Consider the following 16,592-nt stretch of genomic DNA (forward strand, 5'->3'; position numbering starts at 1 on the left):
TTCCATATTAATTTTTTTCCTTTTATCTACAATAATGTTTAAGAATTATTATAATATCTAATTTTAGTTAATTATAAATGTTATTTTTTATTTTTTATAAAAATGTAGTATAATAATGTCAAAAGGAGCGGAGGTGGAAAAATGTCGAAAATATTAAATAGATTTTTAAAATATGTAAGTTATGAAACTACTTCTAATGAAGAATCTAAAACAGTTCCAAGTTCTAAAGAACAATTAGAGTTTGGAAAATATTTAGAACAAGAATTGAAGGATTTAGGCCTTTCTTCTGTTGTGTTCGATGACAAAGGATATCTATATGCAACTCTGCCATCAAATATTGATAAAACTGTTCCAACCATAGGATTTATTGCTCATATGGATACCAGCCCGGACATGTCGGGGAAAAATGTAAAACCAAAAATAATAAAAAATTATGACGGCAATAATATCCTGCTAAATAAGGATTTAAATATTATCCTTTCTCCTGAAGATTTCCCTGAAATAAAAGATTACATAGGAAAGGATATCATCACAACTGACGGAACTACTTTATTAGGTGCTGACGATAAAGCAGGAATTGCTGAAATCGTAACAGCAATGGAATTTTTAATTGAAAATCCCAAAATTCCTCATGGCGAAATTAAAATAGGGTTCACTCCCGATGAAGAAATAGGAAGAGGTGCAGATTATTTCGATGTAAAAAAATTCGGGGCTGATTTTGCCTATACCGTTGATGGAGGAAAAATAGGAGAATTGGAGTATGAAAACTTTAACGGGGCAGAAGTAAAAATAATTATAAATGGCAGAAATGTTCATCCCGGTTCTGCTAAAAATAAAATGGTTAATTCAATGATTATAGCCATGGAATTGAATTCCCTTCTGCCTGTAAGCGAAAGACCGGAGTATACCGAAAAATATGAAGGGTTTTACCATATTACCAAAATAAATGGAAATGTGGAACAAACGGTCATTAATTATATCATCAGAGACCATAATAGGGAAAAATTCGAACAGAAGAAGAATTTATTTAAAAAAATAGTTGATTTTATGAATGAAAAATATGGTAATATTATTGTTATGGAATATAAAGATCAATACTATAATATGAAAGAAAAAATAGAACCTGTGATGTATGTTGTTGACATAGCAAAAAATGCCATGAAAGAAGTATCTGTAACTCCCTCCATTATTCCTATTAGGGGTGGTACAGACGGAGCAATGTTGTCCTTTAAGGGATTGCCTTGTCCTAACATCTTTACCGGCGGACATAATTTTCATGGAAAATTTGAATATGTACCTGTATTTGCCATGAATAAGGCTGTTGAAACAATAATTAAAATAGCAGATTTAACCAAAGAAATATCCTTAGCCTAAGCTGAGGATATTTTTATATTACAATTTTTTTTCTTCTCCTAATTAAATGATCTATAAAAGTAACAAATCCTGTAATTAAAATTTTCAAATAATAGTTTATAGCTCTCCATAGAATTAAGGAATGTAATATTAAGTTCTTGGTAAATATTGGCTTAAACAAGAGGTAATACCCTCCTTCCGAAGCACCTATACTCCCCGGAGTCGGCATAAAAACCGCCACCAAATATACAATAGACTGAACGGCTATAACATCCAGATATGCTGCTTTTCTAAGGTGCATGGATAAATAAACAAAATAAGTTACACTTAAATCAAAAGTTATCTGAATTGTTGAAAGTAAGAAAAGCCCCAAATTATTATTTCTGTTTCTTTTAATTTTTTCCGCACTAATTTCATATTCTTCCACGAACTTTTCTATCTTGTATTTATATTTCTCTAAATTTTTCATAATTTTGATCTTACTTAAAAATTTATATAAAGTTAAAACTATGGGTTTTATCCAACTTGGCTTATAAAATAATAAAGTTATACCTATCAGTACTACTACATATAAGAATAATCCAAATATTGCAAAAGGCAACACTGATTTTGCATTAACGGATACAAAATTAAATTTGAAAATAAACATTATTAAATAGTAAAGCGTTACTGCTGCTTGGTATATTACGAATTTATTAAATAATATAAGAGAACTCTTTGATACCGGTATGGAATCCTTAGACATCAAATATATCTGCGCTGGTTGTCCTCCCGCAGAAAATGGAGTAATAGCACTATAATACTGCCCAACTAACGAAAATCTAAAAGATTTTAAAAATTTTACCTTGCCATAAATCTTGTTAGTTAAAACATTTAATATAATTCCGTCTAAAGCCCAGTTTCCAAACATCAGCAATACGGCCACAATCAAATATTTAGTATTAGCAGCAATTATTACTTCAGGAAAGTCTTTTAAATCTTTATTAATAAATATAAATATTAAAAAAAAAGCTATAACCAATACTAAAGATACATTATTCCTTCTATTCTTATTCATGGCATTTCATCCTTTAATTTAATAGAATTTATATGTTATGCTATATTATAACACTGTTTTATATTATTTACAAAGGGATTTCTTCTCTTCAATGTAATTCTTAACTAAATTTAAATATCCATCTTGTATGGCCTTTATTAAATTATTGTCTGCGGAACTATATTTCTTATCATCTATAGAAGATATAGGCAGTACATTTACTGAAGTACCGGACATAAAGCCTCCGTCTATTTTATCTAAATCCTTTATATTGATATTTTCTTCCACGACATCAATATTTAATTCTTTACAAACATTTATTATATGTTTTCTCGTGACTCCCAGAAGAACCTCTCCTTTAGGAGCTGTAAACACTTTTTCCCCTCTTACAAAGAACATATTAGACCTGCTTCCTTCGGTAATATATCCTTCTTTATTTACCAGAAGAGCTTCAAATGCATTCATTTCTTTTATCTTTTTATTAACTTCATCTTTGAATGAAACATTCAACACCTTAGCATTAGGATTTTTTCTTTCATAATGATAAAGTATTGTATGTATTCCTTCTCTATATACCTTTTCATCAGGGTAGTAACTTTCAATAAAATACGCTAAAAATGTCTCCTTCTTTCCTTCTTCATAGGCCGAAAGAAGTTTTACATTTAAATTCTTTACATTATTCGCTTCTATTAGCTTCTTAATGTCCCCTATTATTTCCTGATCTTTTCTGAATATAGTTTTGCCCACTATTTCCGCAGATCTTCTCATTCTTTTCACATGCTCCTCAAAAAAAAGGGGTATTCCGTCCATTATTCTGATAACTTCATATATGGGAGAAATTTTTATAGTATCAAATACTCTCATATCATCGGTAGATATTATTTCTCCATTAATAATAAAGTAATTCTTTACTGCTTCCTTGTTCATAGTTTAAAATCCCCCTTACAATTTCTAATTTTTATTCTTCTATATCCTTGATATTTTGTAATATTATATCTCTTTTAATCTTAAGCAAATTATTATTTCCAACATTTATTGCCTCTTTCATATCCTGAAGAGACAGTACTAATTTTTCAAATATCTTCATTTTTTTTTGATCATCCTCAATTTTTTGTCTTAAACCCGCAGTATATTCTTCAGTCATATCCAGAAGATCCTTTGCCTTTTCCAATTCATTATTTTCTCCCGCAAGATAGCTTTGATACACATAATACTTTATTCTTGATGTTTCTCCTCTGAATTCATCTTTATAAAGCTCTAAAAAAGGAGAAAAATCAAACAGCGCCTTACTCCCATAATTAATTATATCCTTATTTTCTCTGTTTTCTACAGCAACGGTAAGGCCATTGAGACTATTTTTAAATTTTAAAATATATTCACTCGTAGCTCCACGTTCCATTATTTCTTTTTCATACTTGTTCCAAGATTCATGGCTATCCTTTATTTTGGAATTTATCTCTTCCCAGGCTTTTTTTATCTCTTCCTTCTTTTTTTCCTTCTCCTTAAGTATATCTGCTTCAATCAAACTTGTACTTTCATTAAAAGTTGCTGAAAGTTTTCCTGCTTTTTCTACATCTATTATTATATCATTAATATTCTCAACAATTCTATATAAACCTTCAGAAGCTTTATCGCTTTTTTCATAAGTTGTAGGTTTTTGATTTTGCCTAACTTGACAAGAAGTAGAACTAACAATTATAATCATTAAAATTAAAACAATAAAACCTTTTTTCATAGTCACCACCTCATTATTTATTATTTCCAAAGGCGGTTATTTTATGTTACAAAATAGGTGAAAGTAATCTCGATATGGATTCCTTAAATTTTATGATAAAGGATCTTTTCTCGTATTCTTCCATGGTTATTTCCTTACAAAAATTCAAATCATCAATAAATTTATCTGTTATTTTTTTATTTATTTCTTCATCGTACATAAATGCATTTACTTCAAAATTCAGCTCGAAACTTCTTATGTCTAAATTTGCACTACCTACAGAGGAGAGTACATCATCCGAAATAACTACTTTACTATGAATAAAACCGTTATTGTATATATAAAATCTTACTCCTGCTTTTAAAAGCTCCCCCATATATGATAAACTTGCCCAATACACAAAGGGATGGTCTGGTTTCGACGGAATTATAATTCTTACATCTATCCCAGACAATGCGGCAATTTTTAAAGATTCCAATATACTATCATCTGGAATAAAATAGGGAGTCTGAATATAAACTTTTTGCCTTGCATTACTAATCATTTTAAAATATCCGTCTTTAATACTGCTCCATTTAGAATCAGGGCCGCTTGATACTATTTGGATACTGGTTTTCCCCTTTGGTTCTAACTCAGGAAAATATTTCCTGTCAAACTGGAATTCTTCTTTAGAAGCAAATCTCCAATCAAGTAAGAATCTCCATTCAAGTCCTGTAATAGCTTCTCCCTCTATTTTTAAATGAGTATCCCTCCAAAATCCAAATCTCTTTGAAAGCCCCAGATATTCATCTCCGATATTAAATCCTCCTATAAAAGCTTCTTTTCCGTCGATAACACAAATTTTCCTGTGATTCCTATAATTAATTCTCAAATTAAACAAACCAAAAGACGGAAAAAATACTCCTATTTTTCCTCCCCCATCAACTAATTCTTTCCCGAAATCCTTAGGAAGATGTCTTCCTCCCATTCCGTCGTACAGAAGTTTCACTTCAACTCCGGCTTTCGCCTTATCGGTAAGAATCTTCATTATCTTTTTACCGATATTATCATTTCTTATAATATAATATTCCATATGAATAAATTCTTCTGCCTTTTCCAAACTATCTATCAGTGCCTTAAATTTATCTTGCCCGCTAAAATATACTTCCACTTTATTATTCTGAAAATAAATAGATTCGCTGGCAGCAAGATGATATTGAATTAAATCCTGATGCTCCTTAATTTCAGGATCATCAAAATTTAGCTGATTCCTTTGAATATTCCTTTCCTGATTTCTCACAAGATCTCTGATATATTTATCCTCCTCTTCCTTTAACTTAAACATATTTCTCTTTTTTAAATCCTGCCCAGCAAGCAAATAAAATATAAATCCAATACCAGGAAGAAAGAAAAATATCATCAACCATAACCAAGTTGACTTTGGATCTCTTCTTTCAAAAAAAACTACCAATATAGCCAGCAAAATATTAATCCATAATATATTTTTTAATATCCATATTATTATAGATATTACTGTAGATATAAAGTTTTCCACATCATCCCCTCCCTCTCGCTTTTATTCATGGCAATATTTAGTATATACCCAACCAAAATATAAAAAAAGGCTTTTGTTAAAAAAATAATATATTGAGGAAGCCTTTTTTTAAACCCATTTATGGAAAGCTTACATTAAGGTATATTATGATTTACCTATGGGTTATAAAAAATAAGGAACATTAAAAAATGTTCCTTATTTTTTATTTTTTTGAGATTTATACCTTAATGAACTGTTTAATATTCTTTTTCTTATTCTTAAACTTTTCGGAGTTATTTCTATGAGTTCATCATCTTCTATAAATTCCAAAGCTTCTTCCAAAGACATAATATCCGGAGGAGACAATTTTAATGCATCATCTGAATTAGACGATCTTATATTGGTTTGTTGTTTTTTTCTGCAAACATTAACTTCTATATCGTTTCCCTTAGGATTCGCGCCTACGACCATTCCTTCATAAACTTTCTCAGCCGGCTGTAAAAACAAAACTCCCCTTTCCTGAGCAGAATATAAACCGTATCCCGTAGCTTCTCCGGTTTCACATGCAATAAGGGATCCCTGACTTCTTCTGGGAATATCTCCCTTATATGGTTCATATCCCTTAAACACGGAATTCATTATTCCATTGCCTTTGGTATCGGTCATAAACTCCTGTCTATAACCTATAAGCCCTCTTGCCGGAATGAAAAACTCCAACCTCGCATATCCTCCGTTGGATTCCTTCATATTAACAAGTTCTCCCTTTCTTCTTCCCAGCTTCTCTATGACTATTCCTATAAAATCCTCAGGAACATCAATTGTTACATTTTCTATAGGTTCATTCTTCTTTCCGTTTATGGTTTTAAACAAAACTTCCGGTTTGGATACTTGAAACTCGTATCCCTCTCTTCTCATGGTCTCAATCAGCACCGATAAATGAAGTTCTCCTCTTCCCGAAACCTTAAAGGCATCTGTAGAATCCGTTTCTTCGACTCTTAAACTCATATCCGTCTGTATTTCTTTAAAAAGCCTGTTTCTCAAATGTCTCGAGGTAACAAATTTTCCTTCCTGCCCTGCGAAGGGACTGTCATTTACGGAAAAAGTCATTGATATGGTGGGCTCGGAAATTTTTACAAAGGGAAGAGGTTCCGGATTATCCACATCACATATGGTATCACCTATGTGTATTCCTTCGACTCCCGTTACGGCAACAATACTGCCCATCTTTGCTTCCTCTACTTCTACCCTTTCCAGTCCTTCAAATTCATATATTTTAGTTATCCTGACTTTTCTTCTCTTATCCTTATCTTCATAATTTACTATAACTGCATCTTGATTTACTCTGATGTTACCTCTGTCAATTTTGCCTATCCCTATTCTCCCTACATAATCATTATAATCTATAGTGGATATTAATACCTGAAGAGGTCCATCATAGTCTCCGACCGGTGCGGGAATATACCTGATTATGGTTTCAAACAAATCCGTCATATCCTTTTTTTCTTCATTAAGGTCAAGAGTCGAAGAGCCTGTTTTAGCCGAAGCAAATACAACAGGATAATCACACTGATTTTCATCTGCTCCCAGATCAATAAATAAATCCAAAACTTCATCTACTACTTCCTTAGGCCTTGCATCAGGTCTGTCAATTTTATTGATACATACTATTACCGGTAATTTAAGGTCTAAAGCTTTTTTTAACACAAACTTGGTTTGAGGCATTGGTCCTTCAAAAGCATCTACAAGAAGTACTATTCCATTTACCATCTTTAATATTCTTTCCACTTCTCCGCCGAAATCCGCATGTCCGGGAGTATCCACAATATTTATTTTAATGTCCTTATAATAAATGGCTGTATTTTTGGACAGTATAGTTATTCCTCTTTCTCTTTCAATGTCATTAGAATCCATTACCCTCTCTCTTACCACTTGGTTTGCTCTGAATATTCCGCTTTGTTTGAGTAGAGCATCGACTAATGTAGTTTTTCCATGATCCACATGGGCAACTATGGCGACATTTCTTACATCGTTTCTCGTTTCCTTCATACTTTTTACCACTTCCTAATATTTTAAGAATTTATCAACAGAATTAATTTTACCACAAATCACAAAAAAATCAACAAAACAATAAAACAAACACAAATATACCTAAGATTTATTCCTTTTTCGATTAAAATCTTAGGTATATTTAAAATAACTATTGGATTTTATGTTTTTTATATTAAACAACGTCCTTTTTTATTCTTCGCTTTTACTTAAAAGTTCAAGGGGTTCCGCTTTTAAATTATTTTTAATGAATATTAATGAAATAACAAAAGATACAATAACCACCCCGAGGCATACTACAACCGGCGTCATGGGATTTGCCGATACGTTGATTTCACTTAAATTCGCCATCTTATCGGAATTGTTTACCCAATTGCTGAAAGCCGTGCTGTACAATTCCGTTTCCATGTTTGTCGACTTCGACATAATAAAATCTGCCGTCTTAAATCCGGCAAAACTTCCTGTAACTGCCCCTATGGATATAATTATAAGAATACCGTAGAGCATGGACAGTGTACATTCCTTCCTGTTCATACCGAGAGAACGTTCTATTGCCGTACGCTTCTTCTGCTTCGAAATGAACAAAAATACGAAGAAAAACAGTATCGCCAGTGTCGTCGCCCCGCTTACCGCTACCAAAACTACGGCTACCGTTTTCAGATTCTGCATTCCTGAAGACAGCTTTTCATACCCTCCGTCATAAAATTCCACCTCCAAATTGCTGATGCCTAAAGCTTTGAATTTCTCCATGTATTCCTTTGTCGTCCCGTTGGGTATCTGAAAACATGTGTTGTATCCCTTCATGGGGCCGTAGCCTACAATGTTGTTTTCGTCGCTGTTTTTCACGGATTTTGAAGGGATAACCACCGCATTCCTTCCCAGTTCATACCCTGTGGGTTCTGCTTCCGTATTGGCGGTATTGCTGTAAAATCCTACAATTTTATAATTGCTGTCCTCAAAGACCGGATATTCTTCTCCTTGGGCATTGAGAAGCCCGAAATCCGACACAGTACCATTTGCCCTAAATATCTGACTTGCCGATTTTTCATAATCTGCATAATACAGTTTAAGATTTAAATTATCTCCTACTTTTAAATTGTTTATTTGAGCAAATTTCCAATGTATAATACATACCTTATCACCTTCTTCGTACTCTTCCTTTGTGATATCACGTCCGTCACAAATAGATGCACTTCCTTGGTTAAACTCCATCAGAAACTCCGTCTTGTTTGTAGGAACAACGGGAAAGGTATCTTCGAAAAATCTGTCTTCTGCCTTTCCTAAGTTTTCCCATTTCTTTACTTTCTCAGTTTCATAAAAATTATCAGTAACTTCTTCCCACTTTTCAGAAAGCATATCTTCCCCCGCAACCGTTTCTCCCTTCTTATTCCTTTGGGTTGAAATAGTAAGATTTTCCGGAATAAATTCATAAGATCTTTCCATATAAGAATCCTTATGTTCATTAGGAATTTGTTCAATAAATGTTATATATGTTTTTCCTTTCTCCAACAATCCCGGATTATCGTTAAATTCGTCGCAAAGCCAAATGTCAGTCCCCTCCAGATCAAACGTCCCATGAAGTACTCTTTTAACTTTCACTTTCACAGGATCTGAAGGAATACAGTCTCCATAGGCTACTATTTCCACAATAGAATTAAGTTTACTCTCAACATCTTCTTCATCCTTGGCAGACCTGATTTTTATACCGGGAGAATAAGCGCCGTAGTATGGCCTCTGCTCGGGTTTAATTATGTAACCAGCCCCTTTGAAATCAAGGAGAGAAATGGGTAAAATATAATCATATATAGGTTCATCCCAATAAGTATATTCCTTTCTTGCGGAATTCCAGCTCTGCTTTAACTCCACGGAATTTTCCTTTTGATTGACTACCCCCACAGTGGTAAAAACCTTTTCGTACTTTTCCATATTATCATTACATGTCCGCCAAAGATTGATACCTAAGGACAAAAACGTAACCGTCAGTACCGTAAGCAAAAGAAAAACAATTGTTCTTGCCTTCGTCCTTCCCATTTGTTTCAGACTGTTTTTTAACAGCATATTTCTCACCTTCCGCTTTTATTTTTCATTAATGAATGGGAGTCCGTCTACGGTACCGCAAACGGCTCTCATATTTCAAAATCAGTACATCTCATGGAAACCATTTATCTTATCATCCGTTATTTTTATACTCCAGTTGTTCTGTGTGGATTATTTGCACTCATTTCATTTTCAAGATTACCATTAGTTGAATAAATAGAATGACATAAACACATTGTTGAACAGTACCCATCGCATGCACATCCAAAGGAATATACCGACTGGGCAGATATTTGATTTATTTTCTTAATCTTCTTCACTTTATCGCCTCCTTGGTTAGTTTTGAGATGCACTGATATGAAATCTGTTTTCTGATTTATTCACCCTTACCAATCTGCCTTCAGATAAGCGATATATGATATCCATACCTTCCAAATTATCATATCTGTGCGTTATCATAATCACGGATTTATCCTTAAGTTCATTCAGGATTACATCATGGAGGTATGAATCGGACTCCACGTCATATCCCGAAGTTGCCTCGTCAAGTATGACAATGGGCGAATCCTTTACAATTGCCCTGGCAACCGCAAGTTTCTGTTTTTCTCCGCCGGAAAGCCTTGCTCCGTTTTTCCCGATTTTGCTGTTTTCCTTCTTGGGTAATTTATCGATAAACTCATTTGCTCCGCTCTGCCGGCAGGCCCTTTCCACCTTTTCTTCATCTGCACTGCCGTCAAGATTGATATTGTTCATAATAGTATCATGAAAGAGATAAGGCTCCTGACTGACAACAGAAAACAGTGAGCGGTATTTATCTATGCTGATTTGGTTTATATTTTTGTCACCAATGTATATTTCACCCTTTGTAGGTTCAATAAAACGCAATAAGAGATTCAATATAGTTGTCTTACCGCTTCCGTTTGCTCCGATGATGGCGATCTTCTCTCCCTTTGAAAAAGTAAAGCTGATATCTTTTAAGACTTCCCTGTTCTCCTCATAGGAAAAAGATACATTTTTGAATTGAATCATTTGATTTTCTTTCTCAACTTCCCTACCGTTTTCGGGATCTACCTCTTCTTCCATATCAAGAAACGAAAAAAGTCTTTTTGCAGACGGAAAAATCTTCGAGAAAAAATACCTGATGTTGAGTATTGAAGAAATCGGGCCGGTAACATAGCTGCTATATGAAAGAAATGCAAACACTCCTCCGATTGTAAGGGAACCGTTGACAATCAGAATCCCGCCGAGAATATATAGAATCCCCGTCACCGACCATTCAAGCATAACCTCATAAAATACATTCCAAGTATCCAGCATCGTGCTTTCTTTATTAATCTTCAGAATATCCTTCTGCTTTTTTTCAAAAGTTCTGTAACGCCGGTCATAAAGGTTCCATAGCTTTATTTCTTTCACGCCGCCGATATTGTCGTCAAACCATGCGGAAAAATCACGGTATATCTCAATCAATTTCTCCGTTTTCTTTTCTTTTCGTTTGGAAAGCTTCAGCACGGTAAAGTATTTGATCGGCGCCATTGCCAGAACAACAAGGGTTAACTTCCAGCTGATAATAACCAATCCCGCTATACCGCTGATTACCCTAAATATATAACTGATATTGACTGCTATGAAACGGCTTGTTACGGATGATACATTATCTACATCCATTTGTAGACTGTTTATAATTTCGGAATTGTTCTTATCGCTGAAATATTCAGTTTTAAGATGAAGGAGCTTATTGAAAGCCTGATGTGAAAGCAGAAACTCCGATTCGTTATGAATATCCGTAAAAAGCTTTGTCTGCATCACCTCAATAAGCTGATTCACAAAAACCAAACCGAATAAAACAAACACGGAATATATAATAACCCGCAAATTTTTTTGTGACATACCGTTATCCGTAATGTTTCGGATGGTAAGGGGCTGGAAAAAGCCGACTAAGGTGGACAGGCCAAAACCGGCTATAATAAGCCATAACCTTTTTTTAAACGGTTCCAGATACTTTAATATTCTTTTGAGCAGCCCAAAATCGAATTTTTCGCTTTTCATATAAAATTTCACTCTGCCTCTCATATCAATCTTAAGCATTGAATAATCCGATAACCCATTCAAAAATTTCTTGAGATGCCAAATCATCATTTGTTGATTCCAAATGACAGAATGGGCAGTCAAAGTGTCTTTCCTTTTCCGAAACAACTCCATCGATAAAACGGGAAGATACAAAAAAATTCAGCCATTTTTCATCAACCAACATGATGATGATATTTGCGTTTAAAAAACTTTCATAAAAGCATAACCATTCTTTTGTATTTTCTGCCGGCAATCTAAAACGGTTTTCTTCGAAACGGTTTTCCGAAATCATATCGCTGATACATACACAGTTGTACTCATTTTTTATGAATTTCCGCTGCAGCACCCTTGACAATTTTTCAATATTTTTTTTATTTAAAGGATCATATTCAACAGCTATTATCGGTATCTGCATTTCCTCTATATCCTTTGTTTCCGGTAAGGTTCTTGATAAAAAACAACCGTAACTGTCACTTATAACCTTTAATTTTTTTTTCTTTGCCAGGAGCTTTTTTATAAGCTTGATATCGGCAATTTTTTCTTCCCTCAAAATAATTTCTGCGATCTGTGCGGCAACAACCGGTGCGATAATACTGTTGGCCGATGACAAATAATAGCCGAAATCCCGTTCCAGCTTTTTCAGCACATTTAATTCGGGAACATATTCCCGGACATCTATGCCGTCTGCCGGACTGATATAAAATGTTTCTTCCTCTGAAGCCGAATCAGCTGTCTTTACCCCTATCACGGAAGGCAAACATGCGGGATAAGTGACGATGCCGTCATTTGCCCCGGCGGCAACTATAATTGTATTGTTCTTTTCGGCTTTTTTTGATACTTCAATTATCCTGTCCGCGGAAACGAACTGTTTCAAACCGATACTCAAACTAATCAAGTTCACTTTATTGTCAATGCTCCATTGAATTGCTCCGCTCAGTTTCCGGAGATTATTCCGCTTCTCCATGTCCAAAACCGAGATACTTACAATTTGGACATCATTTAAAATTTTTTCTGTCTCCAGGCTCTCCAGTAAAATCAAGGTACATACCGTTCCGTGATTAATCATCTGCAGCGGAGTTGTATACTGGGCAACACAAGTACCCTTCCATGCCTGGAGACAAGTAATTTCATTTTTTTTATCTCTCATCCTATGTATCAGCCCCATATTTATTCCGTCATCTATAACCGCTATTTTCAGTTTGCCTTCTGCCATAACATACCTACTCCTCGCTCTTACTTAAAAGTTCAAGAGGTTCCGCTTTTAAATTATTTTTAATGAATACCAATGAAATAACAAAAGATACAATAACCACCCCGAGGCATACTACAACCGGTGTCATGGGATTTGCCGATACACTGATTTCACTTAAATTCGCCATCTTATCGGAATTGTTTACCCAATTGCTGAAAGCCGTGCTGTACAATTCCGTTTCCATGTTTGTCGACTTCGACATAATAAAATCTGCCGTCTTAAATCCGGCAAAACTTCCTGTAACTGCCCCTATGGATATAATTATAAGAATACCGTAGAGCATGGACAGTGTACATTCCTTCCTGTTCATACCGAGAGAACGTTCTATTGCCGTACGCTTCTTCTGCTTCGAAATGAACAAAAATACGAAGAAAAACAGTATTGCCAGCGTCGTCGCCCCGCTTACGGCTACCAAAACTACCGCTACTGTTTTCAAATTCTGCATCCCTGAAGACAGCTTTTCATACCCTCCGTCATAAAATTCCACCTCCAAATTGCTGATACCTAAAGCTTTGAATTTTTCCATGTATTCTTTCGTCGTCCCGTTTGGTATCTGAAAAGATGTGTTGTATCCCTTCATGGGGCCGTAGCCTACAATGTTGTTTTCGTCGCTGTTTTTCACGGATTTCGAAGGGATAACCACCGCATTCCTTCCCAGTTCATACCCTGTGGGTTCTGCTTCAGGATTGACGGTATTGCTGTAAAATCCTACAATTTTATAATTGCTATCCTCAAATACAGGATATACTTCTCCTTGGGCATTAAGAATCCCAAAGTTCAGTACAGTAACACCTGCTGAAAATGTCTGGCTTGCCGATTTTTCATAATCCGCATAATACAGTTTAAGATTGAGATTATCACCTACTTTTAATCCGTTTATCTGGGCAAATTTCTGGGGTATAATACATATCTTATCACCTTTTTCGTACTCTTCCTTTGTGATATCCCGTCCGTCACAAATAGATGCATTTCCTTGGTTAAACTCCATCAGAAACTCTGTCTTGTTTGTAGGTACAACTGGAAAGGTATGCTTAAAGAATCTGTCTTTTGCATTCCCGAAATTTTCCCATTTCTTTTCCCCCCCAGTTTCATAAAAGTTGTCCGTAACCTCTTCCCAATTTTCAGAAGGCACATCTTCCTCAACGACTGTTTCGCCTTTTTTGTTTCTTTGAGTTGAAACGGTAAGATTGTACGGAACAAATCCATAAGATATTTTCATATAAGAATCCTTATGTTCATTAGGAATTTGTTCAACAAATGTTATATATGTTTTTCCTTTCTCCATCAATCCCGGATTATCGTTAAATTCATCGAAAAACCAAATGTCGATCCCTTCCAAATCGGATGTACCATAAAGTACCCTTTTAACTTTCACTCTTACAAGATCTGAAGGAATACAATCTTCATATGGTGTTATTTCCACAATACCGCTCGTTTTACCTTCAACGTATTCTTCTTCCTTTGCAGACCAAACTTTTATACCGGGAGAATAAGCTCCGTAGTAAGGCCTCTGCTCGGGTTTAATTATGTAACCAGCCCCTTTGAAATCAAGGAGTGAAATCGGCAAAATATAATCATATATAGGTTCATCCCAATAAGTATATTCCTTTCTTGCAGAATTCCAACTCTGCTTTAACTCCACGGAATTTTCCTTTTGATTGACTACCCCCACAGTGGTAAAAACTTTTTTGTACTTTTCCAGGTTTCCATTACATGTCTGCCAAAGGTTGATACCCAGAGACAAAAACATAACCGTCAGTACCGTAAGCAAAAGAAAAACAATTGTTCTTGCCTTCGTCCTTCCCATTTGTTTTAAACTGTTTTTTAACAGCATATTTTCACCTTCCGCTTTCATTTTTCATTAATGAAGGAGAGTCCGTTTACGCTACCGCAAACGGCTCTCGTATTTCAATCAATGCATCTCATAAATAATTACTTTCTATTATCTATTATTAACTTTTATACTCCCGTTGTTCTGTGCGGAGTATTTTCATTCAGTGAATTAATAAGATTAGACTTTCCCTTACTTGAAATGTTGCATAAACATACTACTTCACAACGTCCATCACATGGGCAATAGAAAGAGTACACTGACTGTGCAGATATAGGATTTATTTTCTTGATTTTTTTCAATCTAATCACCTCTTTTTTATTAATTTTGAGATGCATTAATATGAAATTCTATGTTAATACTGACTCCATAATTATTTTAGTAATGTCATTAATGGTATTAAATCTGTACCCTCCCAACTGTCTACTATCAATGGCAATATTAAATTTGTCTTCAATTAAAATATAGAGGTATACAAGGTCTGAATAACCAAAGGAAAAATACCCAGTTAAGATTTTATCAAAGTTTTCTTCCCTGAATTCTTCATTTATATTGAAATATGTTGAAAAAATTTTTTTCAGTCCTCGGACAATTTCTTTTCTCTCCATAAACTCTCCCCCTATACAATCAGCCCGTACGGTACATGAATTAAGCTGTTTTCTATTTCTTTAAAGACACGTTCCATATATTTCGGTTCGGTAAGATTGCCTAATATAAACGAAGACTCATCAGACACTTCTTCAATAACTTCCTGAACTTTCCGGCCGGACATATGAACAAAACAAAGTTTATTTTTATCCATCTCATCCGTACTGTCTATCATCTTATTGCTGATATGAACCGCATCTATTTCATATCCGAACTTTGCCTGAAAACTGCCGCTCATCGGCTCCCAAAACTTCTCTGAGAAAAATCCGTATGGACTGCAGGCAATAAAAAAACTCGCCGGAACAGCCTGAGAAACCATATAAGCGGATAATCCGAAATCATACCTGACATCTTCATCAAACTTCATCATCGGTTTTGGCAATTTGATGATGATGATGCCCGGATTTTCCTGCTCTTCAATATTCCTTACATATTTATTTACCCTATAGACACGGCTGCCCAACTCACCTCTCATATCCGAAAAATCAATTGTGTGGAAACCGAACAAACCGTTTGCCCTTTCCGGACCTATGGCGGACACTCTAAGACCCTTATCTTGGCACAGTTTAACCAAATTGTAAAATACCTCGTATCCCTGAACATTTTCTGCCAGTTCCCCGATAAAAACAACAGGTGCATAGGGATGATACAAGGGCTCCGAAATGTCCCTGTATGAAACCCGGGGAAGTTTGTCCTCAATGATACAGCGGAAGCCGATGTTTTCTTCATGACATATTTCTTTATACCGATTCATTGTTTCTCTGTCCAGATCCAGCAGGCATATGATATCCTTTCTCTGCCTGATTGCTTCTTCCACTGCCTTTATCCCATAATCATATAAATGGCCGGATTTATCTTTTGATAATATAAGTACTGTATCACATGATTTTATACTGTCATTCAGATTTGAAGTAACCGTATATCCTAATTCACACCTGTTTTCAGCAGCACCGATATCTTTCCCTTCCAAGCCCAATCCTCCTGGGGCAATGACGGAATCAACGACATATTCAGGCATAAAATTCGTCAGATTTATGATAACAGGTATATCTTCCGCCGAAAAGGGAACAGCACATATCGCCGATTTTCCCATAA

Annotated in this window: 13 protein-coding genes; 1 reads left to right on the plus strand and 12 read right to left on the minus strand. The window is 34.9% G+C overall.

Annotation, left to right across the window (positions count from 1 at the left end; all coding sequences use genetic code 11):
• The first annotated feature begins 141 nt into the window (after positions 1-141).
• The gene (gene pepT / locus EQM13_RS13325) at positions 142-1,374 is read left to right on the plus strand and encodes a peptidase T (RefSeq protein WP_071139949.1); all 1,233 of its coding nucleotides are present in this window, start codon (positions 142-144) and stop codon (positions 1,372-1,374) included.
• A gap of 13 nt (positions 1,375-1,387) precedes the next feature.
• On the opposite strand, the gene EQM13_RS13330 is transcribed toward pepT, so the two are convergent.
• From EQM13_RS13330 to EQM13_RS13380, 12 genes are all read right to left on the minus strand, one after another.
• Positions 1,388-2,410, minus strand: a complete 1,023-nt coding sequence (locus EQM13_RS13330) for a lysylphosphatidylglycerol synthase transmembrane domain-containing protein (protein WP_071139948.1) — start codon at positions 2,408-2,410, stop codon at positions 1,388-1,390.
• A 63-nt stretch (positions 2,411-2,473) separates the two neighbouring features.
• Positions 2,474-3,316 carry an aminotransferase class IV gene (locus EQM13_RS13335; RefSeq protein ID WP_128752955.1) on the minus strand — a complete coding sequence of 281 codons (843 nt, stop codon included), beginning with the start codon at positions 3,314-3,316 and terminating at the stop codon, positions 2,474-2,476.
• Positions 3,317-3,347: 31 nt separating this feature from the next.
• The gene (locus EQM13_RS13340) at positions 3,348-4,124 is read right to left on the minus strand and encodes a hypothetical protein (protein ID WP_114218545.1); all 777 of its coding nucleotides are present in this window, start codon (positions 4,122-4,124) and stop codon (positions 3,348-3,350) included.
• A 46-nt stretch (positions 4,125-4,170) separates the two neighbouring features.
• Positions 4,171-5,637: a cardiolipin synthase gene (cls, locus tag EQM13_RS13345; protein WP_240662936.1), complete on the minus strand. Its 1,467-nt coding sequence runs from the start codon at positions 5,635-5,637 to the stop codon at positions 4,171-4,173.
• Between the two features lie 195 nt (positions 5,638-5,832).
• Positions 5,833-7,662, minus strand: a complete 1,830-nt coding sequence (gene typA / locus EQM13_RS13350) for a translational GTPase TypA (RefSeq protein ID WP_071139945.1) — start codon at positions 7,660-7,662, stop codon at positions 5,833-5,835.
• Between the two features lie 192 nt (positions 7,663-7,854).
• On the minus strand, positions 7,855-9,720 hold the full coding sequence (locus EQM13_RS13355) for an FtsX-like permease family protein (protein ID WP_128752956.1): 1,866 nt from the start codon (positions 9,718-9,720) through the stop codon (positions 7,855-7,857).
• Positions 9,721-9,845: 125 nt separating this feature from the next.
• Positions 9,846-10,019 carry a hypothetical protein gene (locus EQM13_RS18290; protein ID WP_161567255.1) on the minus strand — a complete coding sequence of 58 codons (174 nt, stop codon included), beginning with the start codon at positions 10,017-10,019 and terminating at the stop codon, positions 9,846-9,848.
• A gap of 16 nt (positions 10,020-10,035) precedes the next feature.
• On the minus strand, positions 10,036-11,745 hold the full coding sequence (locus EQM13_RS13360) for an ABC transporter ATP-binding protein (RefSeq protein ID WP_161567256.1): 1,710 nt from the start codon (positions 11,743-11,745) through the stop codon (positions 10,036-10,038).
• A gap of 31 nt (positions 11,746-11,776) precedes the next feature.
• The gene (locus EQM13_RS13365) at positions 11,777-12,979 is read right to left on the minus strand and encodes a S8 family serine peptidase (protein WP_128752958.1); all 1,203 of its coding nucleotides are present in this window, start codon (positions 12,977-12,979) and stop codon (positions 11,777-11,779) included.
• Between the two features lie 7 nt (positions 12,980-12,986).
• Complete coding sequence (locus tag EQM13_RS13370; RefSeq protein ID WP_128752959.1) at positions 12,987-14,873, minus strand: FtsX-like permease family protein; 1,887 nt, start codon at positions 14,871-14,873, stop codon at positions 12,987-12,989.
• Positions 14,874-15,199: 326 nt separating this feature from the next.
• Entirely contained in the window at positions 15,200-15,457 is a 258-nt protein-coding gene (locus tag EQM13_RS13375) for a peptide maturation system acyl carrier-related protein (RefSeq protein ID WP_128752960.1), read from the minus strand.
• Positions 15,458-15,468: 11 nt separating this feature from the next.
• A complete protein-coding gene (locus EQM13_RS13380) occupies positions 15,469-16,590 on the minus strand; it encodes a P-loop NTPase family protein (protein ID WP_128752961.1) in 1,122 nt (373 codons plus the stop codon).
• Positions 16,591-16,592 lie beyond the last annotated feature (2 nt).

Origin of the sequence: Acidilutibacter cellobiosedens (assembly GCF_004103715.1) — a bacterium.
GTDB classification, from domain to species: domain Bacteria; phylum Bacillota; class Clostridia; order Tissierellales; family Acidilutibacteraceae; genus Acidilutibacter; species Acidilutibacter cellobiosedens.

Excerpts from the sequence above, each read along its gene's own strand:
- pepT (WP_071139949.1), top strand. The coding sequence starts at position 142 with ATGTCGAAAATATTAAATAGATTTTTAAAATATGTAAGTTATGAAACT.
- EQM13_RS13330 (WP_071139948.1), bottom strand. The coding sequence starts at position 2,410 with ATGAATAAGAATAGAAGGAATAATGTATCTTTAGTATTGGTTATAGCT.
- EQM13_RS13335 (WP_128752955.1), bottom strand. The coding sequence starts at position 3,316 with ATGAACAAGGAAGCAGTAAAGAATTACTTTATTATTAATGGAGAAATA.
- EQM13_RS13340 (WP_114218545.1), bottom strand. The coding sequence starts at position 4,124 with ATGAAAAAAGGTTTTATTGTTTTAATTTTAATGATTATAATTGTTAGT.
- typA (WP_071139945.1), bottom strand. The coding sequence starts at position 7,662 with ATGAAGGAAACGAGAAACGATGTAAGAAATGTCGCCATAGTTGCCCAT.
- EQM13_RS13355 (WP_128752956.1), bottom strand. The coding sequence starts at position 9,720 with ATGCTGTTAAAAAACAGTCTGAAACAAATGGGAAGGACGAAGGCAAGA.
- EQM13_RS13360 (WP_161567256.1), bottom strand. The coding sequence starts at position 11,745 with ATGAAAAGCGAAAAATTCGATTTTGGGCTGCTCAAAAGAATATTAAAG.
- EQM13_RS13365 (WP_128752958.1), bottom strand. The coding sequence starts at position 12,979 with ATGGCAGAAGGCAAACTGAAAATAGCGGTTATAGATGACGGAATAAAT.
- EQM13_RS13370 (WP_128752959.1), bottom strand. The coding sequence starts at position 14,873 with ATGAAAGCGGAAGGTGAAAATATGCTGTTAAAAAACAGTTTAAAACAA.
- EQM13_RS13375 (WP_128752960.1), bottom strand. The coding sequence starts at position 15,457 with ATGGAGAGAAAAGAAATTGTCCGAGGACTGAAAAAAATTTTTTCAACA.
- EQM13_RS13380 (WP_128752961.1), bottom strand. The coding sequence starts at position 16,590 with ATGGGAAAATCGGCGATATGTGCTGTTCCCTTTTCGGCGGAAGATATA.